The 26408-nt window shown below is 56.3% G+C and carries 18 protein-coding genes and 9 pseudogenes; 18 read left to right on the top strand and 9 right to left on the bottom strand.

The genetic code is table 11. From position 1 onward, the window contains the following. Window positions 1-84: 84 nt before the first annotated feature. Window positions 85-2985 carry a sensor domain-containing phosphodiesterase gene (locus B0D71_RS03215; RefSeq protein ID WP_103393435.1) on the top strand — a complete coding sequence of 967 codons (2901 nt, stop codon included), beginning with the start codon at window positions 85-87 and terminating at the stop codon, window positions 2983-2985. 342 nt (window positions 2986-3327) lie between these two features. Here B0D71_RS03215 and B0D71_RS03205 read toward each other — a convergent pair whose 3' ends face one another. Further along, entirely contained in the window at window positions 3328-4356 is a 1029-nt protein-coding gene (locus tag B0D71_RS03205) for an IS110 family RNA-guided transposase (RefSeq protein ID WP_103392895.1), read from the bottom strand. An 822-nt stretch (window positions 4357-5178) separates the two neighbouring features. Here B0D71_RS03205 and B0D71_RS03190 point away from each other — a divergent pair. From B0D71_RS03190 to B0D71_RS03175, 4 genes and pseudogenes are all read left to right on the top strand, one after another. Further along, entirely contained in the window at window positions 5179-5610 is a 432-nt protein-coding gene (locus tag B0D71_RS03190) for a GFA family protein (protein WP_103393431.1), read from the top strand. 82 nt (window positions 5611-5692) lie between these two features. After that, window positions 5693-6271 (top strand): eCIS core domain-containing protein, encoded by a 579-nt coding sequence (locus tag B0D71_RS03185; protein WP_103393430.1) that lies wholly within the window; start codon window positions 5693-5695, stop codon window positions 6269-6271. A 157-nt stretch (window positions 6272-6428) separates the two neighbouring features. Beyond that, window positions 6429-7241: a carbon-nitrogen hydrolase family protein gene (locus B0D71_RS03180; RefSeq protein ID WP_103393429.1), complete on the top strand. Its 813-nt coding sequence runs from the start codon at window positions 6429-6431 to the stop codon at window positions 7239-7241. Window positions 7242-7323: 82 nt separating this feature from the next. Then, window positions 7324-8425, top strand: a pseudogene (locus B0D71_RS03175) (polyamine ABC transporter substrate-binding protein). Window positions 8426-8588: 163 nt separating this feature from the next. On the opposite strand, the pseudogene B0D71_RS03170 reads toward B0D71_RS03175, so the two are convergent. Next, window positions 8589-9209: pseudogene (locus B0D71_RS03170) on the bottom strand (hypothetical protein). 293 nt (window positions 9210-9502) lie between these two features. Between B0D71_RS03170 and B0D71_RS03165 the strand changes: the two are divergent. Next, on the top strand, window positions 9503-10954 hold the full coding sequence (locus B0D71_RS03165; protein ID WP_103393428.1) for a DUF1254 domain-containing protein: 1452 nt from the start codon (window positions 9503-9505) through the stop codon (window positions 10952-10954). Between the two features lie 106 nt (window positions 10955-11060). Here B0D71_RS03165 and B0D71_RS32250 read toward each other — a convergent pair. Beyond that, window positions 11061-11173: pseudogene (locus B0D71_RS32250) on the bottom strand (transposase); the annotation flags it as partial. Between the two features lie 430 nt (window positions 11174-11603). On the opposite strand from B0D71_RS32250, the gene B0D71_RS03155 reads away from it, so the two are divergent. After that, the gene (locus tag B0D71_RS03155) at window positions 11604-12380 is read left to right on the top strand and encodes a class I SAM-dependent methyltransferase (RefSeq protein ID WP_240635661.1); all 777 of its coding nucleotides are present in this window, start codon (window positions 11604-11606) and stop codon (window positions 12378-12380) included. Between the two features lie 379 nt (window positions 12381-12759). Here B0D71_RS03155 and B0D71_RS03150 read toward each other — a convergent pair. Next, window positions 12760-12980: pseudogene (locus tag B0D71_RS03150) on the bottom strand (EamA family transporter); the annotation flags it as partial. Then, a pseudogene (locus B0D71_RS03145) lies at window positions 12977-13290 on the bottom strand (MFS transporter); the annotation flags it as partial. The pseudogenes B0D71_RS03145 and B0D71_RS03150, both read right to left, overlap by 4 nt. A gap of 13 nt (window positions 13291-13303) precedes the next feature. On the opposite strand from B0D71_RS03145, the pseudogene B0D71_RS31685 reads away from it, so the two are divergent. After that, window positions 13304-13599, top strand: a pseudogene (locus B0D71_RS31685) (winged helix-turn-helix transcriptional regulator); the annotation flags it as partial. Window positions 13600-13603: 4 nt separating this feature from the next. Beyond that, a pseudogene (locus tag B0D71_RS03135) lies at window positions 13604-13951 on the top strand (TetR/AcrR family transcriptional regulator); the annotation flags it as partial. Window positions 13952-14012: 61 nt separating this feature from the next. Here the strand turns inward: B0D71_RS03135 and B0D71_RS03130 are convergent. The 3 genes from B0D71_RS03130 to B0D71_RS03120 form a co-directional block, all read right to left on the bottom strand. Continuing rightward, on the bottom strand, window positions 14013-14471 hold the full coding sequence (locus B0D71_RS03130) for a metallophosphoesterase family protein (RefSeq protein WP_103394011.1): 459 nt from the start codon (window positions 14469-14471) through the stop codon (window positions 14013-14015). Window positions 14472-14535: 64 nt separating this feature from the next. Continuing rightward, window positions 14536-14871, bottom strand: coding sequence for a hypothetical protein (locus B0D71_RS03125; RefSeq protein ID WP_103393426.1), 336 nt, complete (start codon window positions 14869-14871; stop codon window positions 14536-14538). Between the two features lie 58 nt (window positions 14872-14929). Next, window positions 14930-15385: a glycine zipper 2TM domain-containing protein gene (locus tag B0D71_RS03120; protein WP_103393425.1), complete on the bottom strand. Its 456-nt coding sequence runs from the start codon at window positions 15383-15385 to the stop codon at window positions 14930-14932. Window positions 15386-15553: 168 nt separating this feature from the next. On the opposite strand from B0D71_RS03120, the pseudogene B0D71_RS03115 reads away from it, so the two are divergent. The 9 genes and pseudogenes from B0D71_RS03115 to B0D71_RS31680 all read left to right on the top strand — a co-directional run. Continuing rightward, window positions 15554-15763, top strand: a pseudogene (locus B0D71_RS03115) (C4-dicarboxylate transporter DctA); the annotation flags it as partial. Between the two features lie 440 nt (window positions 15764-16203). Then, window positions 16204-17472 carry a cystathionine gamma-synthase family protein gene (locus B0D71_RS03110; RefSeq protein WP_103394010.1) on the top strand — a complete coding sequence of 423 codons (1269 nt, stop codon included), beginning with the start codon at window positions 16204-16206 and terminating at the stop codon, window positions 17470-17472. Window positions 17473-17608: 136 nt separating this feature from the next. Then, the gene (locus B0D71_RS03105) at window positions 17609-19042 is read left to right on the top strand and encodes an amino acid permease (protein ID WP_103393424.1); all 1434 of its coding nucleotides are present in this window, start codon (window positions 17609-17611) and stop codon (window positions 19040-19042) included. 51 nt (window positions 19043-19093) lie between these two features. Beyond that, entirely contained in the window at window positions 19094-19984 is an 891-nt protein-coding gene (locus B0D71_RS03100) for a LysR substrate-binding domain-containing protein (protein ID WP_103393423.1), read from the top strand. 18 nt (window positions 19985-20002) lie between these two features. Beyond that, a complete protein-coding gene (thrC, locus tag B0D71_RS03095; RefSeq protein ID WP_103393422.1) occupies window positions 20003-21391 on the top strand; it encodes a threonine synthase in 1389 nt (462 codons plus the stop codon). Beyond that, window positions 21388-21825 carry an Lrp/AsnC family transcriptional regulator gene (locus B0D71_RS03090; protein WP_030130664.1) on the top strand — a complete coding sequence of 146 codons (438 nt, stop codon included), beginning with the start codon at window positions 21388-21390 and terminating at the stop codon, window positions 21823-21825. The genes thrC and B0D71_RS03090 overlap by 4 nt, the downstream gene beginning before the upstream one ends. Window positions 21826-21938: 113 nt before the next feature. Further along, window positions 21939-22979: a homoserine dehydrogenase gene (locus B0D71_RS03085; RefSeq protein ID WP_103393421.1), complete on the top strand. Its 1041-nt coding sequence runs from the start codon at window positions 21939-21941 to the stop codon at window positions 22977-22979. A gap of 12 nt (window positions 22980-22991) precedes the next feature. Continuing rightward, window positions 22992-24410, top strand: coding sequence for an aldehyde dehydrogenase family protein (locus tag B0D71_RS03080; RefSeq protein ID WP_103393420.1), 1419 nt, complete (start codon window positions 22992-22994; stop codon window positions 24408-24410). Between the two features lie 143 nt (window positions 24411-24553). Next, window positions 24554-24676: pseudogene (locus B0D71_RS31680) on the top strand (transcriptional regulator); the annotation flags it as partial. Between the two features lie 165 nt (window positions 24677-24841). On the opposite strand, the gene B0D71_RS03070 reads toward B0D71_RS31680, so the two are convergent. Continuing rightward, window positions 24842-26257 (bottom strand): amino acid permease, encoded by a 1416-nt coding sequence (locus B0D71_RS03070; RefSeq protein ID WP_103393419.1) that lies wholly within the window; start codon window positions 26255-26257, stop codon window positions 24842-24844. Window positions 26258-26408 lie beyond the last annotated feature (151 nt).

Below are 26408 nucleotides of genomic sequence, written 5' to 3'. Positions count from 1 at the left end.
CTATAAGCTTTAAACGGGATACTTAATGGCACATTGCTAGTAATCAGAAAGTGAGTTTCGGCAGATTTGGCTCAGGGAGCCCTGATGAGTATTCGTACATTGACCGACTCCCGCCGGCATTCGAGCAATTGCGAAGTTGCCGCACTTCAACCCATAGGGAACCCGGATACTGTCGACATGGCTTACGCTGGCGACGACAACACCATCGAACACTTGCTGGACTCAGCGCGTAACTGGGTCCATACCACCGCGTGGGTGTTTTACCGCGCCGGTGAACAGATGCATCGGGTTGGCCAGGGCGACTCAAAGGGGCAGTGGCCTTCAAGTGTTGCCAATGACGAGTTTGAAGCCTTTTGCCGGACCCGTAACCTGCACCGCTGGCCAACCGGCAGGGGCGAAAGTGAGTTGGGTTGGCTGCTCGCGCCAATCGACGATGCAGGGCAACCGGCGCTCGCGGAGTTTGCCCAGCGCCTGGGTATCCAGCTACAGACCGATACCCTGGCCCGCGCGCAGATCACGCAGCGTGTGCTGTATGAAATCACCTACCTGGCCAGTTCGACCCGTGACCGGTCAGTGTTTCTGGTGGGGGTACACCGGCTATTGGCCAGCCTGATCGACGCCGAGAACTTCTATCTCGCGCTGTATAACCGGCACACCGGCAAGATCGACTACCCCTATTACGTCGACATCATTGATCCGCAAGCCCTCGAGGCCGAGAACTACGAATACCTTGACCCAACGCATCTGTCGTTGACCGGCCAGGTATTGACCTCCGGCCAGCCGTTGTTGATCGACGCCGCCGGCATTCTCGCGGCTCAAGCCGAAGGACGTTTCTACTGCGTGGGCGAGCGTCCCGAGTTCTGGATGGGCGCGCCATTGAAAAACGCCTCGGATGACGTGTTTGGCATGCTGGCGATGCAGGTCTATGACGTTTCCCGTACCTACAGTGCCGAAGACCGCGCGCTGTTTCTGGTGGTCGCCCGCCACGTGGCTATGGCCCTGGACCGGATTCTGCACCGCGAGGACCTGGAAGAAACGGTGATGCGTCGCACCCTGGAGCTTTCGGCACTCAACGATACATTGCGCCAGGAAGTGGCAGATCGCGAGCGCGCCGAACATCTGCAAAGCGCGCTGTTCCAGATTGCCGAACTGTCGAGCCGGCCTGGTGACATGGCCGAGTTGTTCGGGACCTTGCATGGCATCGTCGGCGATCTGTTGTTCGCGCAGAACTTCTACATCGCGCTGTTCGACGACGCGACCGGTGAAGTGACGTTTCCCTATTACGTGGATGAACGGCAGACGACCTGCCCGCCGGCACGCCGAGGGCGCCGGGGCTTGACCGAGTACGTGATCCGTCAGCGCCGGCCTTGCCTGATTGACGCCGACGAGGCTGAGCGACTGTCTGCCCGGGGTGAAATCGAGGAGGCCCAAGAGTCTGTACGCTCCCACTCCTGGCTGGGCATTCCATTGTTCGAAGAGGACGTGGTGCGTGGCGTGCTGGCGGTGCAGAGCTACACCTCGCAGGTGCGCTATACCCTGCGTCACCAGGAACTGCTGACCTTCGTGTCACGGCACATTGATACCGCGTTGTCGCGACGCACGGCGGCCGAAGCGATCCATGCCGCCAACCTCAAGCTGGAAGCCAGGGTGCAGAGCCGCACCCGCGAACTCGATCACGCCAATGCCAAGTTGCAGCACGAAAACGCCCACGATGCGCTGACCGGGCTACCGAATCGCACCTACCTGCAACAGCGCCTGAATCTGGCCTGGGCGCGGTTCGGCAGCGAAGGCGGGCACCTGGCGGTGATGTTCATCGACCTCGACCGCTTCAAGATGGTCAACGACAGCCTCGGCCACCATTTTGGCGACCTGTTGTTGATGCAGGCGGCCCACCGTTTGCGCGGGTGTCTGCGCGACACCGACATGCTGGCGCGCCTGGGGGGCGACGAGTTTTCAGTACTGGCTCCCGACGCACCGCTGGAAGTGCTGATCGAAATCGCCGAGCGGATACTGGTCGCGTTCGACCTGCCGTTTTTCATCAATGGCTATGAAGTTTTCTCGTCCTGCAGTATCGGGATTGTCAGTGCCGACAGTCAGTTCCATCACGAGCCCGCCGACTTGCTGCGCGATGCCGATGCGGCGATGTACCGGGTCAAGAGTGCCGGGCGCGATAGCTTCGCGGTGTTCAACCAGGAAGTGCGCCGTGAAGTCTCGGACCAGGTCGAGCGTGAAGGGGCCTTGCGCAACGCGCTCAAGCGTACTGACGAACTGCTGCCGTATTTCCAGCCGATCGTCAGCATCGAAACCGGCGAGCTGTTGGCCCTTGAAGCGCTGATCCGCTGGCATCAGCCGGGCGGCCGGGTGATCGCGCCGGGCGAGTTCCTGCCGGATGTCGAGGGTTTGCGCCTGATCGGTCGACTGGACCTGTACATGCTTGCCAGCATTGCCGCCATCCTCGCACAACCCGAGCATGCCAATTGGCCACCGGTGCACGTCAATTGTTCCAGCTACAGCATGACGCGTCCCGACTTCGCCAGTGAGGTACTGGAGCTGTTGGCGCAGCACCGGGTCGCACCGTCGCGACTCTGCCTGGAACTGACCGAAGGGGCGCTGGTCGCCGAGCCGGCGATTGCCCGACAGACCATGCAGCAACTGGCGGACAACGGCATGTCGGTGGTGCTCGATGACTTCGGAGCAGGGTTTTCATCCCTGAGCTATGTGCATCAGTACCGGTTCAGCGGCTTGAAAATCGACAAGTCGTTCATTTTCGAACTGACCACCAGCCCCCGCAGTCGCGCGATCGTCCGGGCGATTGTGCGGATGGCCGAGTCGCTGGACCTGAGTGTGGTGGCCGAAGGCGTCGAGAATGAAGCGACGCTGGACCTGCTGCGCGAGATGGGAGCAGGGCAGGCCCAGGGTTATCATTTCGCCAAGCCGATGGGCCTGAAGGCGCTGTTGGCCAGTTCATTGCTCGGTCCGTTTTAGGAGCTGGCTCGCCAGCGATGGTCGTAAACGATAACGCGTATGAACTGGAAAAATGCGGCGCACTTGAGACCATCGCCAGCAAGCTGGCTCCTACATCTATGGTTACCCCCTTTTCTGCAATACTGTATTTGATGCGTGTTTGGCTTGCTTTCATCTATCCGGCGTCTGAGTGGGGGTGTCGCCCCGCGCCTCGATGAGAATCGATGCCCAACGACCCTAATTAGTTGAACGGCCTTACAGCCGTGTAGGAGCCCAGGGTTGTCGTCAGGCCGGTTGGCCGTTCACGTCATCAGTTATCCAGCATCGCAAAACCAGGTGGGTGGTGCTCGGGTGACAGCGGGGTCAGGCGTTCATCGCGGCTGGCCCCGCATCGAATTCAGTGTGGTGTGCGGCTATCGCCCAGGCGATTCTTGCCAGCTTGTTGGCCAGTGCGCAGACCACGAGATTGGAGTGATGGCGGGAAGCTAATAGTTGGCGGACCCAGTCCGCCAAGGCGCCTTTCTGTCGTTCCAGTTGTATCAAGTACACACGGGCGCACTGGATGAGCAGGCGCCTCTGATTTCGATCGCCGCGTTTACTGATGCCGAGCAACACGGTTTTGTCGCCCGTACCGTGCTGTTTGGGTACCAGCCCGATCGACGCCGCATAGCCTCGGCCGCATTTGAACTGTTTGCCATCGCCCAACTCGGCAGCCAAGGCGCTGGAGGTGATCGGGCCGACACACGGCATGGTCATCAAACGAGCCGCCAGATCATCTTCAGCTGCTTGGCATTCCACCTCCTTGTCCAGCGCTTTGACCTTCCCATCCAGATAGTTGAAGTGCTCATGCAACCCCATCAGAATTTTTTTGATGGAGCCGGAAAATGAACTCATCTCAAGCAATGCTGGAAGCTCTTTGATGGATTTGAAGCCGGGAGCCAGGCTGATACCCACCTCCAGCAGGGCTGCGTGAATCCGATTGACGGTGGCGGTACGGTCTTTGATGAACGACTCACGAACCGAATTGAGCATCGCCAGCGCCTGCTGAGCCTGGGTTTTGGGGTGCACGAAGCGCATTGTGGGCCGGGTCGCCGCCTCGCAGATCGCTTCGGCATCAGCGAAGTCGTTTTTGTTGCTCTTCACGTAAGGGCGTACCAGATGTGGCGCAATAAGCTTGGGCGTATGCCCCAGCTTGGCGACTTCCTGCGCCATGAAATGGGCGCCGCCACAGGCTTCCATCACGACGGTGCAGGGTTCCAGTTTCGCCAGATATTGGGTGAGTGCTGCGCGCGTAAACTTTCTGCGGTGAACCTCGTGGCCGCGATCATCTTGAGCATGAAGATGAAAGGAATGTTTTCCGAGGTCGATGGCGGCAATAGCTACGTTGTTCATGGCAATGATCTCCGATGAGCCCTCTGTGAAAGCTTAGTGGGCGATCACAGGGGGCAGCGGGGGGTAGCCATTTCATTAGTTTGGAGCTCACATCATTTCGACGCGGTCCCCTGTAGGAGCTGGCTTGCCAGCGATGGTCGTTAACGATAACGCGCGTGAACTGGATAAACGCGGCGCACGTGAGTCCATCGCCAGCAAGCTGGCTCCTACAGTTTGGAGCTCGCATCATTTCGACGCGGTCCCCTGTAGGAGCTGGCTTGCCAGCGATGGTCGTTAACGATTACGCGTATGAACTGGATAAACGCGGCGCACTGGAGCCCATCGCCAGCAAGCTGGCTCCTACAGTTTGGAGCTCGCATCATTTCGACGCGGTCCCCTATAGGAGCTGGCTTGCCAGCGATGGTCGTAAACGATAACGCGTATGAACTGGAAAAAATGCGGCGCACTTGAGTCCATCGCCAGCAAGCCGGCTCCTACAATTTGGAGCTCGCATCATTTCGATGCGGTCCCCTGTAGGAGCTGGCTTGCCAGCGATGGTCGTTAACGATAACGCGCATGAACTGGATAAACGCGGCGCACTTGAGTCCATCGCCAGCAAGCTGGCTCCTACAGTTTGGCGTTCACATTATTTCGATGCGGTCCCCTGTAGGAGCTGGCTTGCCAGCGATGGTCGTTAACGATAACGCGCATGAACTGGATAAACGCGGCGCACTTGAGTCCATCGCCAGCAAGCTGGCTCCTACAGTTTTCCGGGAATGCGTGAAGAACCAAATTTCATGATAGAAGCAAACACGGACAAGTCATTCTTCAAGGGAGATACACATGGCAACAGGACAATGTCTTTGCGGGGCGGTAAGTTTTTGCCTGGCCGTTGAACCGCGATTTTTCTATCGCTGCCATTGCACCCTATGTCGCAAGCAAACCGGGGTCGGCCATAATCTCGCCACACTGGTCAATGCGCGCGACTTTCGATGGGAAAAAGGGCAAGGGGCGATCACCAGTTGGCGTAAATCCAGTGGCTACAGAAATGACTTTTGCTCAAGCTGCGGCTCGACGGTGCCTAATCTGCTTCGAGAAACGCCTTACTTCTGGATTCCGCTTGGACTGCTCGATGTCGAACTGAGCATGGAGTGTATCGGCGATTTCTGCACCGATGACGCTATGCCGTGGGATGAACACCGTTCGGGGAAAAGTCATTGCACAGCCCCGGATTCACTGGGATTCATTCTGCAAGAACTGCAGGTCAATGATTGATGCAGGCGCCTGGTCGGCATAGGGATGAAGGGGTAGCCTGGCCCGGAACCGGTTCACCACGACTCGCTACCTGGAGCGCCCAATGTCGCCCAACATCACGCGCCTTTTGGCGTTGCTTGTTCTTGCCCTGACGCTTGAGGTGCCAGCCCAGACCAACGGCTGCCCGGCTGGCGAAAAACCGGTGTGCCTGGACGGCTGTATCTGCCTGCCGGACGGGGTGCCTGATGGTATCTACCAGATCGCGGTGCCGGCACTGGCGCTGTGGCTGACCCAGGCTCGCGCCGAAGCAGCCAGCGCCGGCATCCAGCCGATTCCACCGCCTATCCGCGAGCAACTGCTACGTTGGTACGACCCCGAGGTCCTTGATGCCGCACGCTACAAAATCAGCGACAACGGTCAATTCAGCGCCGCCACTGCCATGCTGCAAAACCCCGATGTCGGTGCCGTGACGCTGATCGACATCATCCTCTTCCGGGACGTTCAAGCCGCAGAGCAGGACATCGCGCTCTGGGCCCACGAACTCAAGCATGTGCAGCAGTATCAGGAGTGGGGGGTGGAAGGATTTGCCCAGCGCTATACACAGGATTTCAATGCCGTGGAATCACCGGCTTATGCCATACAGGCTGAGGTCCGGCGGTCGTTGCGCAAAGTAACGAACTGAAGGGCAGCGTTCCTCTCCCGTCATTTCCATGTAATAACCCTTTGGGAGTACTCACTCTGCGTGATAGGAAGTTTTTCCACGATCCGCATACTTGTCGCACCTTTGACAAAGTCATCCGCTTCCTGGCCAGGACGCTTTTTACCTGAAAGGTCTGACAATGAAACTTGAACTCGTACAGTTGGCGGGTCGCGATGGCGATGTCGCTTACAACCTGGAACGCATTCTGCGAGCGATTGCCGAAAGCATGCCGGGCACCGATATCCTCCTGTTCCCCGAGTCGTCTATCACCGGTTTTCTCGACCACGGCAATATTGCCCGGCTCGCCGAACCCGTTTCCGGTCCCAGCGTCCAGGCAATCTGCGCCGCCGCCCGAGAGCGAGACGTCGCGGTGGTCGTGGGTTTGATCGAGCGCGATGGCGAGCGTTTTTACAACACCACGCTGTTCATTACCCCGCAAGGCGTGGCGCTCAGTTATCGCAAGACTCATCTGTGGGTTGGCGAACCGGGCCTCGTACGGCCTGGCGACCGTTTTTCGACTGTGCAATGGCGCGGGGTGCGTATTGGTTTGTTGATCTGCTACGACATCGAATTTCCGGAAGGCGCGTGCGCATTGGCGGCACTCGGCGCGGAGCTGATTCTGATCACTGACGGCAACATGGAGCCTTACGGTCACGTGCACCATAACGCCGTTGCAGCCAGAGCCCAGGAAAATCAGGTCTTCGCCGCCATGGTGAACCGCGTCGGCGAAGGCGTTGGCGAAGTCTTCGCCGGGGGCAGCAGCGTCGTCGACCCGTTCGGCAGGCGACTGTTCGAAGCAGGCTCGCAGGAGTGTCGGCATGTCGTCGAACTGGACATGACGCAGATCGGCGCAGCACGTGCGCTCTATGACTACCGCACGGAAAAACGCCTGCAATTGCACGGTGTATTCAATGAACAGCCAGGCGGTCTCCGTGAGTTGTTGATTCCCTGAGTGACGAATCCTGTTTCGCTTTTCCATAAAAACAATATCGCGGCGCACAGCCAATCAATGGCCGATGCACCAGGAGCACCCCATGAAACTTACGCGTTTGCTGCACCTTGGCTTGTTTACTTTTTGCGGGCTGGGTACGGCCGTCAGTTGGGCGCAGGCCCCCAGCGTGAACCTGTACAACTGGTATGACTTCATTGCCCCGCAAACGCCCAAGGAGTTCGAGAAGGAGACTGGTACCCCGATGGTGCTGGATACCTTTGACAGCTCTGAAGTCATGCAGAGCAAGTTGATGGTGGGACGTAGCGGATACGACGTGGTAGTGGTGACGAACAGTGCGCTGCCCAACCTGATCAAGGCCGGCGTTCTCCAGGAACTCGATGGCAGCCAATTGAGCAACCGTTCGAACCTCGATCCCGACATTCTCGCCAAGGTCGCGCAAAACGATCCCGGTAATCGCTATGCAATCCCCTACATGTGGGGCACTACGGGTATCGGCTATGACGTGGACCAGGTGACCAAGGTACTGGGGGGCTCAAACCCCGTTGGACTCCTGGGACCTGATCTTCAAAGAAGAAAACATCGCCAAACTCAGCCAGTGCGGTGTCGCGATGCTCGACTCCCCCAGCGAGATCATTCCGATCGCCTTGCACTATCTCGGTTTGCCGCCCGACAGTAAAAACCCCGAAGATTATGCAAAAGCCGAAGCGTTACTGCTGAAGATTCGCCCCTACATCACCTATTTTGATTCGTCACGGTTCATCACGGACCTGGCCAACGGCAATATCTGCGCTGTGGTGGCCTGGTCTGGAGGGGTGTACGACGCGAAGGTCAACGCCGAGCGCGCCAAAAACGGTCGTAACCTGGCTTACCGGATTCCGCGCGAGGGTTCGTCGGTCTGGATGGAAACGCTGGTGTTGCTCAAGGATGCCCCTCATCCGGAGCAAGGATTGAGCTTCATCAACTACATGATGCGCCCGGATATCATCGCCAAAAGCTCCAACTACCTGGGTTATCCGAACGGCAACAAGAGCGCCATCGCCTATGTCGATGAGGGGCTGAAAAACAACCCTGAGGTCTATCCCCCGGCTGCAACACTGGCCACGCTGTTCCCCGACCAGCCGCTGCCGCTGAAAATAGAACGCATTCGGACCCGGGTCTGGAGCAAGGTGAAAAGCGGGACTTGAGCCTCGTTGGTCACCGGCCAACTGCTTGCCAGAGGGCAGGCCGATGGCCGGTTTGATTGAGAGTTCAATAACTAAAAGATGGGGCTGTTTGCGATCCAATGCAGCCCTTCGCTAAATGTTGCTTACAACGCAATTCATTGGCTAAAGCTGAACGTGCTTGGCTTTACCATCCAGCCAGGGCGGCGTTTCTGGTGTCCCAGGTGCCTTGCTCCGTACGGCCTTCAGCGTCTTTGTTTTTTGCCCAGGCAGTGAGCAGCACCATCATTGCAAATCCACCGACGATGAGAACCGGATAGGCGGCCAGCAACTCGACCAGCGAGTACTTCCAGGCCAGCGGACGACCGACACCGAGCATGGCGGCATAGAACCACGACACGCCAGAGAGGGCGCCGGAGAACAGCGCCAGCATGCGCAGGTTGAAAGAGAGTTTGAGTATCGAACCGGCTTTTTTCAGGGCCGGCAATACAGCGCTATGCAACAGGAAACCATTAAAGGTCAACAGCACAACGATGCCGATTTTGGCTTGCAATTTAGGATTGAGGAAATACTACATCCCCTTGCCGGCATAATCGATCCCGACAATACCAATGCCCGTAATCCAGAGCGCTACCAGTGCAAGTACGACGGTTTTTTGAAGGCTTTCCATGTGCGCGTCATCATGGTGACCCGACACATCCCCTTTAAGGAGTTGCTTGACCATTGCAATGTCACTGGTCAACACCAGTCCGATTGCCACACAACAGGCGATAAGATGAAAATAGACAACGCCCAAACGTGCTTTCAAACCGCTCTGCTGAGTCCGTGGGAACGCGAATTCAAGCGCTCGTGACTGGGCGCGACCTTGGCCACGCAAGGGGATGCCGGCTCATTGTGGTCTACACTCCCCGGACGTGTGAGTTGGCGCTTCGCCAGAGGATTTACTTATTTGCACAATCAAGTGACTTGGCACTCTTGAAAACAATTGGGGGAGGGTTCCGGCATTCGAATTGTTTCACCGTGGCCATAAACACTTACGACGCCAGTTTGCTCAAAACTAACGAGGTGGAAATGAACAGGATGTTTAACAGGGGATGGACAATGGCTGCGGCAGTCGTCGTAGTGGGTTCAACGCTTTTCACAGGGTGTTCGAGCAAGACCGATCCGATCACGCAGGCAGATCAAGCCGATGTGGCCAAGGGCGTGCCCGCGCCGAGTCTCGAGCAGACCAAGGCGATCGCGGAGGAAGGCTTTATCTACGGCTTGCCGTTGGTCATGAACTACGCCGTGATGAATGAGTTTGCAGTGGACTCCAGGTCCAGCCAGTTCAAGGCCCCCTTTAACCAACTGTCCAACGAGCATCGGGTCGCGACGCCCGCTGACACCGCCGTCATTACGCCAAACAGCGACACCCCGTATTCGATACTCTGGGCCGACCTGCGCGCCGAGCCTCTGGTGATCACGGTGCCGGCAGTCTCCAAAAAGCGCTACTACTCGGTGCAACTAATCGACGGTAACACCTACAACTACGGCTACATCGGCAGCCGGGCAACTGCCAGCGTGCCCGGGAGCTATCTGATTGCAGGCCCCGATTGGAAGGGGGCGACACCCCGTGGCATCGATAAAGTGTTCAACTCCACGACCCCCTTCGCACTGACCTTGATCCGGACCCAGTTGTTCAATCCAGCCGACATGCCGAATGTCGAGAAGGTTCAGGCGGGTTACAAGGTCCAGCCGCTTTCCGCCTTCCTCCATCAACCCGCGCCGCCCGCTGCGCCGAAGATTGATTTCGTACCGGCCACCACGGCTGGCATCAAGGACAATTTCTTCGAGTACCTGTCGGCCGCGTTGGAGTATGTGCCGCCATCGGCTGACGACAAGGCAATCCGGGCGAAGCTAGCGAGCATCGGCGTAGGCCCCGGCCGGCGCTTCGAATTCAAAGACCTGTCGCTCGAGCATAAGGCCGTGGTCTTGCTGGGGATGAAGGCTGGCGACGAGAAAGTTGATAAGTTTCTCTCGAGCGGAATGAAAAATATCAACGGCTGGAACGTCGGTGCGTTCTTCGGCGACCAGGCGTTCTACAAGGCCGACTGGTTGATGCGAGCCGGTGCCGCGAAGGGCGGACTGTACGGTAATGACGCCGTCGAGGCGATGTACCCCTATACCCGCATTGACGGCACCGGCAAGACGCTCGATACCAGCAAGCACCACTACACGCTGACGTTCCCCGCTGGAAAGCTGCCACCGGTCAATGCCTTCTGGTCGGTGACCATGTACGACGGCAAAAGCCAACTGCTGATCAAAAACCCGATCAACCGGTACCTGATCAATTCACCGATGCTGTCGGCCATGAAGAAAAACGCGGATGGTTCGCTGACGCTGTACATCCAGAAAGACTCCCCCGGCAAGGCAAAGGAGGCCAACTGGTTGCCGGCGCCTGACGACACGGTCTATCTGGTGATGCGCCTCTACTGGCCGAAGACCACACCGCCTTCGATTCTTCCTGCCGGCGAAGGCAGCTGGCAGCCACCGGCGCTGGTGGTTTCGAAGTAGTGCGACTTTTGCTCAGGCGTCGACCGGTTGAATCCACAACCCATTGCAGACGTTCGTTAACGACTGCAAATGGCCGATTCTGTTGAAAAAGTCGGCCATGGTTCCCGTAGCGATTACAGGCAGTCCTCCGAGAGCAAAACTCACGGGGACACCGTGCCAGGGAGCTCCTGTACGGAGTTTCCAGAGAATCGCCTCCACCACCTCCTGGTCATTCGGCCAGGGGGCTGAAATCCAGGTACCCATTCGGGCACAAAATACCCTTATGATACTGGCAATTAAATACTACACATTGCAGAAGGGCGCGTGCGATGAGGATGATTCAGAATGCAGGCCAAGACCGAATCATTAGCCGATCAAGCCGAATCATCAGCCAGTGTGCGCATCTCACGCACTTTCCTTATTTGCCTTTTCCGAACTGGCCCAAGTCACTGTCACCGATGAAGTACTGTCCAACCTGAAGGTGCGACGCAAACATGATGATTGACGCAAAGGAGGGTCAAGCGCGCGACAGAACTCGTCGCTGATAAATCACCGCAGGTTTGGATGATGGTTTCCGCATCATTTGACTTATTGGCTGTTGCAAGCAAGAGCCTGCGAGACGAAGAAGAAAGTCGAGCGTTTGTAGCAGTAATTTTTTAAGCGATATAACTTGGATTTTATTGATTATGATTTTGGGGCGATAATAATGATTGTGAATGGTGATAACTTCAACATAATTAATCCGGCCTTGTTCAAGCACAGCGTTGAAGGTATACGTCAAAGTATCGCCACGCCGGACAGCTTTTATTGCTCTGATAATGTAATTTGTTGGAATCGGAATCTCAGTTTCATGAGTGACGAGAGCTTTATGGAAATCATGAGGCGTAATGCAACTTCCAATGTGGAAATGACGATTATCTGGCGCACGTACATCTTGTGCCACTTCGCAAAACTGGCCCGACGCCTGCCAGGAGACTTCGTCGAGGTCGGTGCATACAAAGGCAACACTGCCAATGTGATTGCAGACAAGATTGACCTTGCATCAACTGGCAAGCAGTACTACCTGTACGACGCGTTTGAGCACACGGGCACTGAAGTCAACCACGCAATGCCTGAGCACAGTTCGGAGTTGTACACGAAGGTCAAGGAGCGTTTTTCCGAATACCCTTTCGTCAAGGTAATCAAGGGCTACGTGCCGGAGTCATTTGAGCAAGGATTCCCAGAGCAGATTGCATTTGCCCATATCGATTTGAATCAAGCGCCTGCCGAAGTGGAAGCGCTCAAGAGAATCGTCCCTCGCATGGTGTCCGGTAGTGTTCTGGTGCTAGATGATTATGGCTGGTGGTGCTATCGCGCACAGAAGGAAGCGGAAGACCCGCTGCTTGCTGAGTTCGGCCTGGACGTACTGGAGTTACCTACGGGTCAAGGGATTGTGATCAAGCCGTAACGGACTCCCCGGGGATATTGTCTTCAGGCCCGCGCTCAAGTACCGGAATGTCGGTAGTTTTGGGGAGGCATTGTTAACTGGCCTAATGATTCTGGACACTTTCATTGGGCGCTATGATGGCGCCCAAACCAGAGATAAAATCCGCGAATGAAAAACCTGGCAGTGGTGTGAACAAACCGTTTGATCCAGAGGCTATTCGAACGGCTGCTGTTTTCACGACGGGCATCGCTCAAAACGCTTGAGCACCGCACTGAGCGCGCGCTGTCCGTACCAACCGACGCCAAGACCCGAGACGATGAGCACAACCGCAATGATTTTATTGAGCGACAGGCTTCATTGAAAATCGTGACGGAACCGAGCAGTCCGAATACCGGCACCAACCCCAAAGTCCGATTCCGAAGACCAGACCGTAACCAACGATGTAGCGCCACTGCACATCAGGTTTGAAATGAAAAAGATCGCTGGAAGTGCGCACAGCGCAACGCGAATACCGGCAAGCAGGAGCGGGTCGACAGTAGCGAGTCCCAGTTTGATCACCGAGAAACTCACGCCACATATGGCCGTTATCGATATGGCGAGCAAGAGGTGTCGGGTCTTCATGCGATTCTTCCTTGATGGTTCGTTGAGAAATGCAACGTGAGAAACCACAGCGCCAGGGCGGTCGCGCTTACCGAGGCACCCAGCAGGCTGACGGCTATCCAGCCCCATAGCGCATAAACTGCGTCGCCGCAGCAGCTCCCAATGCGCTGCCCACCGAGTAAAAGCACATGTAGGCACCGACCATGCGACTTTGCGCGTCGGGCCGTGCCGCAAAAACGAGGCTCTGGTTGGTGACGTGTACGGCTTGCACGGCGAAGTCGAGCAAGATCACTCCGCAAACCAGCGCAATCAGTGACGGTGTTGCCAGCGCGGCGGTGTAGGCCATCCGCGACGCGCTTGACGACATTCGCCGATTCAGCGAATTTCAGAAAAGCCTGGGGGTGGCCAAGAACATTCTGGCATCGCGCCTCAAAACCCTGGGCGGGAGATCTTTCCTGTGGTGGTCAGCATGCGGCAGTGGCGCGAACGTTTCCTGTTCAAGCGGGAAGAGACGCGTTCTGTGCTACTGGACAATGAATTCGGCCGGTCCCTGATGCCCGTTGAAGTTCGCTCCTCGAGCGGTCAAAAACTTGGGCCGTCCGACTGCCACAGAGTGAGAGTGGTTGCCGATGAATCGTAAGTGAATTGGCCTGGCGGCGCACGCGTTGAACAAAGTCTTGATCGACGACGAGATCGGCCTGCATGTAATGGAGCGATCGTTCATGACGGTGTGGCTGGAAAATGAGCCTCGCGAGGCGCCACTGCGACCGGGCCGACGCATGAACTACATCGAGCCGATTGTCGATTCGCTCAAGGACGTGCTCTCACCCCGGGCGCGCAAACGGCTGAAGCAGGCACTGTCGATCGTCATCGGCACCGAGGCGTTGATCGCCGTGCGCGATATCAGCCGCGCGAGCGTCGAAGAATCACTCGATGCAACAGCCTGGGCGGCAAGGGCACTTGTGCGCCAGGCGCTGGCGGAAGGTGAATAGGCGCGACAAAAGCGCAATACGAAGCGCACCGGTGAATCGGCGTAAGAGGAAAGGGCGGTCGTCAGTCGAGCAGCGGCACCAGCCGTGGTTCGATTGCCTGGGCATGCACTTCAAGCAACGCCAGCGTGACAGGCAACTTGAAGCGTCGACGTCCGGCGCTGCCCGGATTCAGGAACAGCCGTTCACCGCGCCAGTCGATGCACGGCTTGTGCGAGTGCCCGGTAATCACCAGTTTGATACCGTCATCGAGATTGGTCGCCACATCGGCGATGTCATGCACCAGCAAAACCGCCCAGCCGTTGAGGTCCAGGCGCAGACAATCGGGCAACTCGCGCGCCCAGGGTGCCTCCAGGTCGTTGTTACCACGCACCGCATCCACCGGTGCGATAGCGGCCAGTTGCTCGAGGATCTCCACGCTTCCGATATCGCCGGCGTGGATGATGCGATCACAGCCCTGCAGGGCGGCGATGGCTTGCGGGCGGAGCAGACCGTGGGTGTCGGAGATGACGCCGATTTTCATCGCGGGCGAGTCGAGCGGCATTCTGGCGGGCCTGTTTGATGTGCGCAGAGGGGCAGGATAAACCCTATTTGAGGGTGATCGCCCACGTGATAAAGCCTGCAATGCCGGTGGTACAGGTCAGCGCAATCAGAAAAAGAGCGTCGGTGAGCTTTTCCAGCAAGGGGTTGCGATTGATTTTTCGGGTGCGCAACGTCCAGTAGGAAAGCAGGGTCGTGATCAAGTACAAAATGGCGTTGATCGTAAGAAAGTCATCACCCAGCGAGTTTTCACTTCTCAGCGTGGTGATGACCTGGAATATCCCGACAACCGTGATGCAGACGCCCACCATCGCGGCCGAAGCGGTAAAGACGTGAACACAGATATCCTCGTCCAGACTGACAGGAGACTTGTTCTCGCTCATCTGGTGTCACCCCTTCAAAGGTCAAGACCGACATCTGCATCCATTACCCTGGCCGCCACTAGCTTTGTGGTACTACCCGCGCTTCGTTGCCGGAACCTTCGACATAAACGTTCATGCCTTTTTTCAACGCGGGGTTGATCGGCTGGGTCACCTGGACCAGTACGCCGCTGTGGGTGCGGACGATGATCTGCTGTGCGTCCATGGGTTGATCATATTTTTTCTTTTCGGCGTAGTTGCCGCCTGCCGCGCCGGCCAGGGCTCCCGCGACCATTGCAACATCCCGGCCGGTACCCTGGCCGATCAGGCTTCCCAGGGCTAAACCGCCGATACCACCCAATATGGCGCCGACACCGCTATCGTGATTGGTCTGCATCTGGGTCTGGGTAATCTGCTCGATCTTCCCCGAGCGAATCTCCGTCTCGCCTGCGCCTCCACTCACGGAGTCGACCGCGGAGCAGGCACCAAGCACTAAACCAACCAGCGTAATCGTCAGCCAGGAAACGATAGTTTTCATCGTCTAACTCCATTTTCAGAGGAAGTGGATCATGCAAAAGCATCCATTGACGTTAGACGAAAAAGCGGCTTCTGCTATCAATGTGGCGCCAAGCGCAAAATGCCGGCACCCGCTTTGCGGGTGCCGGCTCATAGGCGTCATTGACTCAGGTTGACTGAGGGGCCTTCGATGGTGCTGCTACTGGGCGTCGGCCGCTTCATGTCGCAAGCACGTGCGATCACCAACACCATTGGCAATGGTGTCGGCACCCTGGCGATTGCCAAATGGGTCGGGGCGCTGGACACGGTTAAAATGCACAAGGCGTTCAATGGCGAGATAGAAGAACAGAAGCCTGAAGTGGCAAAGGCGCAGGCGGTCTATAGCCCGGCCCAGCCTTGAAAAGGCCTCTGGGGCATAACTAGGTGGCGCTGACTGTAGCGATGTTTAACGCCGTGTTTGATCGAGTATTGGACTCAAGTGCACCGCGTTTATCCAGTTCATAGGCGTTATCGTTAACGACCATCGCTGCGATGCGGCGACCCGACAAGCCAGCTCCTACAAGAGACCGCGTCCGAGTCGACAATGAGGGGCCTCCAAACCAGTGAAAGCCCCAAAAACGCGCCTGGTTCACACCCACGTTCGTGGTATCGCGCAGCTGTATTTTGTTGAAGATTCTCTGAAGTGGTACTGGTTTGACGGCCACTTACCCCCATACAGCCATTAAAAAAAGCCACCCTTACTCCCAGATATCATGATTTTTCACAAGCATGAGCCTTCCTTATAGTCCTCCCAGGCCCACTTGGAACACGGTTGTGTTTCCCTTGCTGCGAGACATTTTTATGGAAAATAAGAAACACGCCGTCCAGGCTTCAGAGGTTGGGATGGGGACTCGAGTTGTATGGGGAGGAGAGCAGGTTCAACATCCCTACAATGCGACCCAGACACCCATAGTGGTCAGTGCCGCCTATGGTTATGACGATATCGATAAGTGGTATGACGTGGCATTGGGAAAAGAGCCCGGCTTCATTTACAGCCGGATGAGCAATCCCACTGTCTCTGTCTTGGAAGATAAACTCTGTGAACTCGAAAACGCAGAGTCGGCTGTCGCTTTCAGTACCGGAATGGCTGCAATCAGCGGTGTACTGCACACCTTCCTATCCCATGGGCAACGTGTGATATCTACACGGGATAGCTACGGTGGTACGAACAAGATTTTTGAGGAGTTTCTTCCTCGCATGGGTGTGGAAGTCACCCTTTGCGATACGCTCGACACCGCGGTACTTGAGCAGGAGATCGCCAAAGGCTGCAGCGTCCTGTACCTGGAAACACCCACGAACCCAACGCTGAAAATCGTTGATATTCGGCGCCTTGTGGCCGCGGCGAAGCGAGTGGGGGCTTTGGTTATTGCGGACAATACATTCGCGACGCCTCTGAATCAGAATCCGCTCGCTTTAGGCGTTGATGTGGTTGTGCACAGCGCGACCAAATTCCTGTCCGGTCATGGTGATGTACTCGGCGGTGTGGTGTGCGGCGCCGAGCATTTGATGTCTCAAGTTCGCCATTACCGCGAAATCAATGGGGCCTCGCTGGATCCTTTTTCGGCGTATCTCATCATCCGGGGCATCAAGACTCTGGCTCTGCGTCTTCGCCAGCAACAGGCGAGCGCGCAACTTTTGGCCGAGTACCTCTGTACCGAGCCGCTGGTCGAGTCTGTGAACTATCCGGGGTTGCCTCAACATCCAGGTCATGACATCGCTCGTTCGCAAATGAACGGATTCGGAGCCATCGTCAGCTTCGTGCTCAAAGGTGGCATGGACACAGTGACTCGTTTGCTCCCGCTGCTCAGATATGCGCATCGGGCAGGTAATTTGGGTGCTGTCGAGACCATTTATGGGCCGGCACGGACAACCAGTCACGTGGAAAATACCCTGGAAGAACGTCAGGCACTTGGCATTTCCGAAGGTTTGGTTCGAGTGTCCGTAGGTATTGAAGACTCAGCAGATTTATTGGCTGATCTGAAACAAGCCTTCGCTTTAGTGCGAAGTACACTAGGTGACGCAAGCCTTCACGCCGACAGTGCTCGACGGTTAATTGAGGCAGGAGCCTGAATAGGGACAGGACTTTCGATATTCATCTTAAGCCCTTCATGAAGAATGAAAATAATAAAATCCAGCGACAGCGAAATTGTACTGCCCAACAGCCAGTTACAAGGCGTTTGTCCGAACATTTCATGAGACTACAACTATGTCCACACAGATAGATAAACAGCCAGATCCAAACTCGCATTTCAAAAAGGAAATGCAAACCCGTCACATCGTTATGTTGGCGTTGGGCGGTGTGATCGGTACGGGGTTATTCCTTACCTCCGGTTACACGGTTAACCAGGCAGGGCCACTCGGCGCAGTGATCGCTTACATCATCGGTGCAGTGATGGTGTATCTAGTCATGGTCTGTCTCGGTGAGTTGGCTGTACAGATGCCGGAAACCGGATCTTTCAGTAGCTACGCAACACGATACCTGGGCCCAGGCACAGGCTATACAGTGGCCTGGCTTTACTGGCTGACTTGGGCAGTCGCTATCGGTTCAGAGTTTACCGCTGCGGGCATACTGATGGTCCGGTGGTTTCCTGATACGCCGGTCTGGATTTGGAGTGCGCTGTTTGCCATTGCAGTCTTCTTAAGCAATGTTGTCTCTGTACGGTTGTTTGCGGAGACTGAATTCTGGCTTTCGCTGATTAAGGTTCTGACCGTCATCACGTTCATTGCGATCGGCGGAGCGGCAATTTTCGGACTTTTGCAAGTACAGAGTTTGCAGGGGGCCGGACTTTCCAACTTCACGCGTGAGGGGCTGTTCCCCACCGGGTTCTTACCCATTGCAATGACCCTCCTGGCTGTTTCCTTCGCATTTTCCGGAACTGAGCTGATCGGGATTGCTGCAGGTGAAGCACAAGATCCACAAACCAGCGTGCCCAAGGCAATCCGTACGACAGTGGTACGTTTGGCGTTGTTCTTCGTGGGAACAATTTTCGTCCTTGCGACGTTACTGCCACGGGAGCAAGCGGGGCTCGTAGAAAGTCCATTCGTCATGGTGTTTGAGCTGATTGGCATCCCATACTCTGCCGACATCATGAACTTCGTCATTCTCACGGCACTGATTTCCGCCGCTAACTCGGGGCTGTATGCAGCATCGCGCATGCTGTGGACATTGAGCGATCAAGGACATATGCCTAAGCGCTACGCCAGGCTTTCCAGTCGTGGCACGCCCGTGAACGCCATCGTTCTTAGTATGGCGGGAGCCGTGGCGTCCTTGCTCAGCAGTGTGTTTGCCCCTGATACGGTTTACTTGGCCTTGGTGTCCATTTCCGGTCTGGCGGTCGTTGTCGTGTGGATGAGCATCGCTGCAAGCCAGATCGCGTTCCGTCGTCAATACGTCGCTAATGGTGGACGCGTTGAAGACCTGCATTTCCGTGTACGTGGCTATCCGTGGGTGCCTATCGGTGCGATTTTGTGTTGTCTGCTGGCCTGTGTCGGTATCGCTTTTGATCCTGAGCAGCGAGTGGCGCTGTACTTCGGCCTTCCCTTTATCGCGTGGTGCTATTTCGTTTACTGGGTCACTCGAAACAAGAGGGCAGAGCGGTTGGCGTTAGCCGCCACTGTTCATTCTTCTGGCACCGCGTGAATGTCTCAGGCAATGATTGAGCATAGATAAAGTCCTGATGAGGTTGCGCCGATGAGTCAAAAGTCACTACCACCCTTGAACTGGTTGAGGGCATTCGAAGTATCGGCGCGTTATTTGAACTTTACCCACGCGGCAGAAGAACTCCATTTGACTCAAGGCGCTGTGAGTCAGCAAATCCGTCAGTTAGAAAGCCACCTCGGTGTGGCGCTGTTCAAGCGCTTGCCCCGAGGGCTTGGCTTGACCGAGGAAGGGCAGTCGTACCTGCCTGTCGTACAAGACGCGATCAGTCGCCTTGCAGTCGGCACAAACGAGATTTTCGGCCAGCACCATCGAAGGCATTTGAAGGTGCGTGGCAGCCTTTCCTTTCTTCACTATTGGTTAGCCCCCCGACTCGCAGATTTTTGTCGGGAGTATCCCCAGATTGATATTCGATACATCAGCAATATTTGGGTGAAAGAACCGGATGGCGAGGATGACCTGGAGATTCGCTGGGGATGCGGTGAGTGGTCGGGCTTGCACGCTCAGCGATTGACGTGGGACATCCTTCAGCCTGTTTGCTCCCCAACGCTCATGGCCAGCTCACCCATACATGAGCCTCGCGACTTGATGAACCATTCCCTGCTTCACGTGTTGGGTTACGAAGAAGGTTGGGGTTACTGGTTGAAACGAGTGGGAGCAGACGACGTCGACTATTCCCGTGGCCCTCAGTTTGACACGCTGATTTCCACGATCCGCATGGCCGAATTGGGGCAGGGCGTTGCGTTGGCACGGTCTTCCGTGGTCGAGGATTTGCTTAAGAGTGGGCAATTGGTTGCGCCATTCAATCACCGAATCGAGGCCAGCGAATCTTTTTATCTGGTGCACGAGCAGGCCGATGCGCTATCGCCTGATGCCGCAAATTTTTCTACCTGGCTGGTGGCTCAAGCTCACCGCCTTTTGTAATACCGTTTGGGAGTGGCCATGGATTATGTAAGTACACGCGGCGGTGCCATGCGGGCGGATTTTCGCAGTGTGGTGCTGTCGGGGCTCGCCGAAAATGGTGGTCTGTATGTCCCAACCCGTTTGCCGGTATTCACTGAGCAACAAATCACCAGCTGGTCATGGCTGCCGTTTGATGAACTGGTATGGCGGGTAATCTCGCCCTTTGTTGGTTCGTCCATGGACGAAAGCACCCTCCGTGCCTTGCTCAGCGACAGTTATCAGCAATTCAAGCACCGCGCTATCACACCGCTTGAGCAGATCGGGCATAACGAGTGGATACTCCAGCTTTTTCATGGCCCGACCCATTCTTCCAAGGACTTCGCCGCGCAGTTGCAGTCGCGCCTGGTCGAGCATTTTCTGGAGGAGGTCGGTAAAGAAGCGTTGGTGGTCGGTGCAACTAATGGTGATACCGGCCTCGCGGCGCTTGAAGCCTTTGCTAACTGCCCGGCCGCCCGCATGGCAATACTGTATCCGCGCGACGGGCTTGCGCCTGAGCAACTCAGTGCCTTGCAGGCAGCCGACCCACAGCGGGTTCAGCTGTTTCCGGTTGACGGTAATTTTGACGATTGCCAGACGCTGGTCTCCCGACTCTTGCGTGAGTGGCCGTTGGACGGAGTGATGCCGGTCTGTTTCAACTCGACCAATTGGATTGGCGTCCTGGCCCAGATTGTTTTTTACTTCCACGCGGCCTTGCAATTGGGCGGTGGCTCGCGTCCCGTTGGCTTTAGCGTTCCAGCTGCCAGCTCGGCCGAAATCTACGCCGGCTACATTGCGCAGAAAATGGGATTACCCATCAATCAGGTGATCATTTCCACCAACAGCAATGATGCCCTGCACCAGTTTTTTCATTGCAATCGCTACTCCACCCGGATGACTAATCGAACGGTATCGCCGGCGATGGACTTCTCGTTGTTTTCCAACCTGGAGCGGTTTATCTGGGAGATCTACGACCACGATGGCTGCTCAACTAGAGCGCTGATGGAGCATTTTGAACGTTGCGGAGAAATGAGCATCGGCAATCAGCAATGGCTGCGTGCCCGAGTACTCTTCGATTCCTATGCGGTAGACGAATCCCAGGTGCGCGATGAGGTGGTCGAACTGTTCCGAGAGACAGGCTCGGCCATCGATCCTCACACCGCTGTCGGTGTACTGGCTGGCCGGCTTCATCGACGCAGCCTGGGGGCGCCAATGGTCACCTTTGGGCAAATTGCGCCGGCCAAGTCGGCGGCACTTTTGGCCGAGCTGGGCGTTTGGCAAGCAAGCGTTGCGAACACTGTCGAGGTGCTTGCGCAACCACCTTACCTGGCCAAGGATGATCTGGAGGGGCTGTGCGAGGCTCTTCGTCTGGCACAGCAGAGGCTTTCATGAAGCGCATTCTTGATCCGCTGGACGAGCGCATACTGGCCGAACTTACCGCTAATGCGCGAATTGCCCATATCGAACTGGGTGCCAAGATCAACTTGTCGCGCAATGCTGTGCGCCAGCGCATCGAGCGTCTTGAGCGCGACGGTGCGATCCAGGGCTATACGGTACTTCTCGGTGAGTCGCGGCGGCCTACATCGCTTATCAGCGCGGTGATCTTTGTCTACCGCTACGACCGCATGCGTGGCGAAGAAGTACTGGCTGCGCTGCGCTCCATTCCCGAAGTCGTGCAGTGTGAAGTACTCAGTGGTGAGTTCGATTTGATGCTGCGCGTGAATGCCGCCACACCTGAACGTGTCCATCTCGTGTGGAAGGAAATCGCGGCCATGCCAGGGGTAGAAAACACCGTGACATCGTTCGTCCTTTCGGCGGTGTTTTAAATCATCGTGCTTGGGCAAAACGCCCAACTAATACAGCAGACTGCCATATTCAACTGCCAACGCCCGGCTCTTAGGATGTTCCTGTCGAACAACATCAATAAAGGAACAGCTTTATGACTGAGTACAAAATTGCCTTGGTAGGGTTTGGTGGCGTGAACCGTGGCTTCGCCCAATTGGTCGCCGATCGTAATGCCGAGTGGAAAGAGTCCCTGGGCTTCACTGTTAAAATTGTCGGTGTCACCGATCTGTTCCTCGGTTCCATCGTTGCCAAAGACGGTCTGGATGCAAAGCAGTTGGTTGCGCTGCCGATTGAGAAAGGCGCACTCGCTCAACTGCCCGGCGGCAATGCTGAGGCCTTCAACGAAACCGTGATCAAGCATTCCGGTGCAGACATCATCGCTGAGGCCACGTTCACCAATCCCGTGGATGGCGAGCCCGCCACTACCTTTTGCCGCTGGGCCCTGGAAAGTGGCATTCATGTAGTGACCACCAATAAGGGGCCTATTGCGCTGCACGGTGCCGAGCTCAAGGCGTTGGCCCGTCGCAACCAGGTCGCTTTCGAATACGAGGGGGCGGTGATGAGCGGCACCCCGGTGATTCGTCTGGCCAAGCAGGCCTTGGCGGGTGCAGGCGTACAAGGCTTCGAAGGCATCCTGAACGGCACTTCCAACTACGTGCTCACCCAAATGAAAGACGGCCTGGCGTTCAACGATGCCGTCGTACAAGCGCAACAGCTCGGCTACGCCGAGGCAGACCCGACCGCCGATGTGGAGGGGTTCGACGTACGCCTCAAGGTGGTCATCCTTGCCAACGAACTTCTGAATGCACGACTGAATGTCAGTGATGTCGCGTGTTCGGGCATCAGCAATATCAGCGCGCAAGATATTGCTCAGGCGAGTGCCAATGGCGCGAGCTGGAAATTGATTGGCTCAGCCGATCGTGAAGCCGATGGCTCGGTTCGAGCGAGTGTCGAGGCCCGGCTGCTGCCCAATTCCCATCCTCTGGCAGGTATTGCTGGTGCCACGAATGCCGTGTCATTCAAAACCGAACTGCTGGGCGCCGTCACGGTGTCCGGGCCTGGGGCTGGGCGTATCGAGACGGCCTTCGCATTGCTGTCGGACATCGTCGCCATCCACACCGCCCACGGCAAATAACAGGAGATAGTCATGAGCGTATCCAGCATGGCCAGTATTCAGCTTGTGGAAGCCAAACAGATTGATGTGTTCAGTCCATTCGATGGTCGCTTGGTAGGGAGCGTCCCTTGCCTTGATGCAGCCGCGGTTCCTGGCTTGCTGGAACGCGCGCGAATCGGCGTGCGCGAGAGTGCGGCCATGCCTCGTCACCTGCGTGCGCGCATTCTTGAGGACGCCGCCCGGTATGTGGAGCTTGAGTCTGATGCATTTGCCAGGCTGATCGTTGCAGAGGCGGGAAAAACGCTGCGACAAGCAGAGAAGGAAGTGAAGCGCTGCGTGAACACGTTGAAGCTATCGGCGGAAGAGGCGCGTCGTAACGCCGGGGAAGTGATTCCATTTGGGGCTTATGAAGGATCGGAATCGCGTCAAGGTTGGTTCACGCGGGAACCCTTGGGACTTATCGTCGCCATCACGCCCTATAACGATCCGCTGAATCTGGTCGCCCATAAACTCGGCCCGGCAATCGCCGGAGGCAATGCCGTGATTTTGAAACCTTCGGAGCTTGCGCCGCTGTCTGCTCTCAAGCTCGTTGAGTGCTTGGTGAAAGCGGGGCTTCCACCCTCTGTGATAACCCCGGCTACGGGTGGCGTCGACTTGGGTAAAGCATTGGTGGAGGTGCGTGAAGTTCGGATGATTTCCTTTACCGGTGGTTTTGCCACGGGAGAGGCCATCGCTCGCAGTGCTGGATTGAAGAAGCTAGCCATGGATCTGGGAGGAAATGCCCCGGTTCTCGTGCTTGAAGATTGTGATATTGAACCGACCGTGGAGTCCTGTGTGTCTGGTGCCTTCTGGGCAGCAGGGCAGAATTGCATCGGCACTCAACGCATCCTTATACATCGTTCAATTTATGAGGATTTCCGTGAGCGCTTTGTCAGCCAAGCGCGTGCATTGGTGGTGGGCGATCCTGATCAGCGAGCCACGGATGTGGGCCCGATGATTACGGAGCAGGCGGCGCGACGTACCGAGCAATTGGTCAATGAAGCACTGGCCGAAGGTGCTGTTCTTTTGTGTGGGCACCATCGCCAAGTGGGAAGCTATGCGCCGACCGTGCTTGAGCATGTGAGCCATAGCAGTACGATTTGGCAGCAGGAAGTCTTCGCGCCGGTGGTCATCCTGGAGCCTTTTGATCATCTGGATGATGCTGTTGCTCTGGCTAACGCACCAGAGTACAGCTTGCATGCAGGTCTTTTCACACGTGACCTTTCCAAGGCTTTGAAACTGGCGCGTCAGATTGAAGCGGGTGGCGTGATGATCAATGATTCTTCCGACTATCGTTTCGATGCCATGCCTTTCGGTGGTTTCAAGTACGGAAGTCTGGGGCGCGAAGGTGTTCGATTTGCGTATGAGGACATGACACAGCCGAAAGTGGTCTGCATCAGCGAGCTGGATTAAACCTGCAAGGTAAATTGCCATCGGCTCCCATCGGGTGGACGTTTTTATCTGACGCCCGATGTTCCCCTGCGCCAAAAAAATGGAAGTGGATCGCACGAACTTACTCAGAAGTGCACGCCCGATGATTTGTGAGATAGCCCTGGCTCGCTGAATTCCGCCAACTCGAAAAGCATTTTGCAGAGCCGTTTAAAACTCTCGAAGCACTGAAAGGCGATGCTGGCCTCAAGAGAAAGATCGAATTCGAAACCAGGCTGCGTGCTGTGCTTACGGTGTCTCAGCATTTGTCAGCAAGCCGAATCGTTCATCCGTAGAGTCGGCCGTCAATGAAATATGACGGCCTTCCCTTGGGGCTCTTAAGCCGGTAATCATCCTAGAAGTGCCGCGTCGCTGACGCGATCTTCACTCATCGGCACCGAAAGGCACCATGAGCATCAGCTGTATTGATTTGCCGAACCGTCAGCGGGTTTGGGCTTTCTGGAACAGGTCAACTGGTAAGCAATTGCCAACCATATGAACCACCCCGGCATGACCATCAAGGCAATCCGGGTGTCGGGTCTCAATGCCAGCAGACAAAGTACAAAACCCAGAAAGGCCAAGGAGAACCAGGCCATCGGTACGCCACCAGGCATCTTGTAGATCGATTTCGCATGCAGTTCAGGGCGAGTTTTGCGATAGGCAATGTACGAAGCGAGGATAGTCGACCAAGTGAAGATCACCAGGATTGCTGACACGGTAGAGACGATGGTGAACGCGGTCATGACTTCTGGAACGATGAACAGCAGCAGCACGCCCACCAGCATCAACAGTGTGGTGAAGGCCAGGCTCAGTAAAGGCACGCTATTGGTCGACAGGCGCCGGAAAATCCCTGGAGCGTTGTCCTGATTGGCCAGTCCAAACAGCATGCGGCTGGACGAAAATACGCCGCTGTTGGCCGATGAGGCGGCGGATGTCAGCACCACAAAGTTGACGATACCGGCTGCTGCGGGAAACCCCGCAACCAGAAACAGCTCGACGAAGGGGCTCTTGTTGGGCGAAACCTGTTGCCAGGAAGTCACTGCAATAATGCAGGCCAGTGCCAGCACATAAAACAGGATGATTCTCAGCGGAATCGAGTTGATGGCTTTAGGCAGGGTCTTTTCGGGCGCGCGCGTTTCGGCGGCTGCAGTGCCGATCAGTTCGGTGCCCGCAAAAGAGAAAATCGCCATCTGGAACCCGGCAAAGAAACCGAACAGGCCATTGGGGAAGGCGGCCTGTTTATCCAGCAAGTGGTTCAGGGATGCGGTGACGCCACTGGGTGAGACAAAGGAGCTGGCAATCAGCACCATGCTCACGCCAATCAGGGCGACGACGGCAATGATCTTGATGATCGCAAACCAGAACTCCACTTCACCGAAGAGCCTGACAGTCAGCACGTTCAAGGCGAACAGTGTCATCAGCATGCCGATCGCCGGTATCCAGGCGGGTACATCGGGGAACCAATACTGAAAAAATCCACCCACCACGACGGCATCACCTATTACGGCAACGCTCCAGCTTAGCCAGTATGACCAGCCGAGAAAGAATGCTGCGCGTGGGCCAAGATAGGCACCGGCAAAATCCGCGAAGGTTTTGAAGTTCAAGTTGGAAAGTAACATCTCGCCCATGGCACGCATGACGAAATAGACGAACAGACCGATGATCATATAGATGAGGATGATCGACGTGCCGGAGAGGGCGATGATCTTCCCGGAACCCATAAACAGGCCGGTACCGATGGCGCCTCCCATGGCCATTAACTGAATGTGACGATTGCTGAGCGTTCGCTGCAGCGCGGGCTGTTCAACCCGCTCGGAAGGAGTCGATTTCATTACAAAACCTCTTGATTTTATGTTTTTGAGTTTTGGCAGAAAAGTGGGTGTCTAGCGTTCTTGTTGGAGATGCAACGGCTACTGACGGTGGTGGTTTGCGGGCGGCAGGGTGGGTCGTCCACTCACACGGTGAGTAGCCCCTTGGCACTTT

The organism is Pseudomonas laurylsulfativorans (genome assembly GCF_002906155.1).
GTDB classification, from domain to species: domain Bacteria; phylum Pseudomonadota; class Gammaproteobacteria; order Pseudomonadales; family Pseudomonadaceae; genus Aquipseudomonas; species Aquipseudomonas laurylsulfativorans.
The sequence above is the reverse complement of the archived record's forward strand: the minus strand, read 5'-3'. Positions and strand labels throughout refer to the sequence as shown.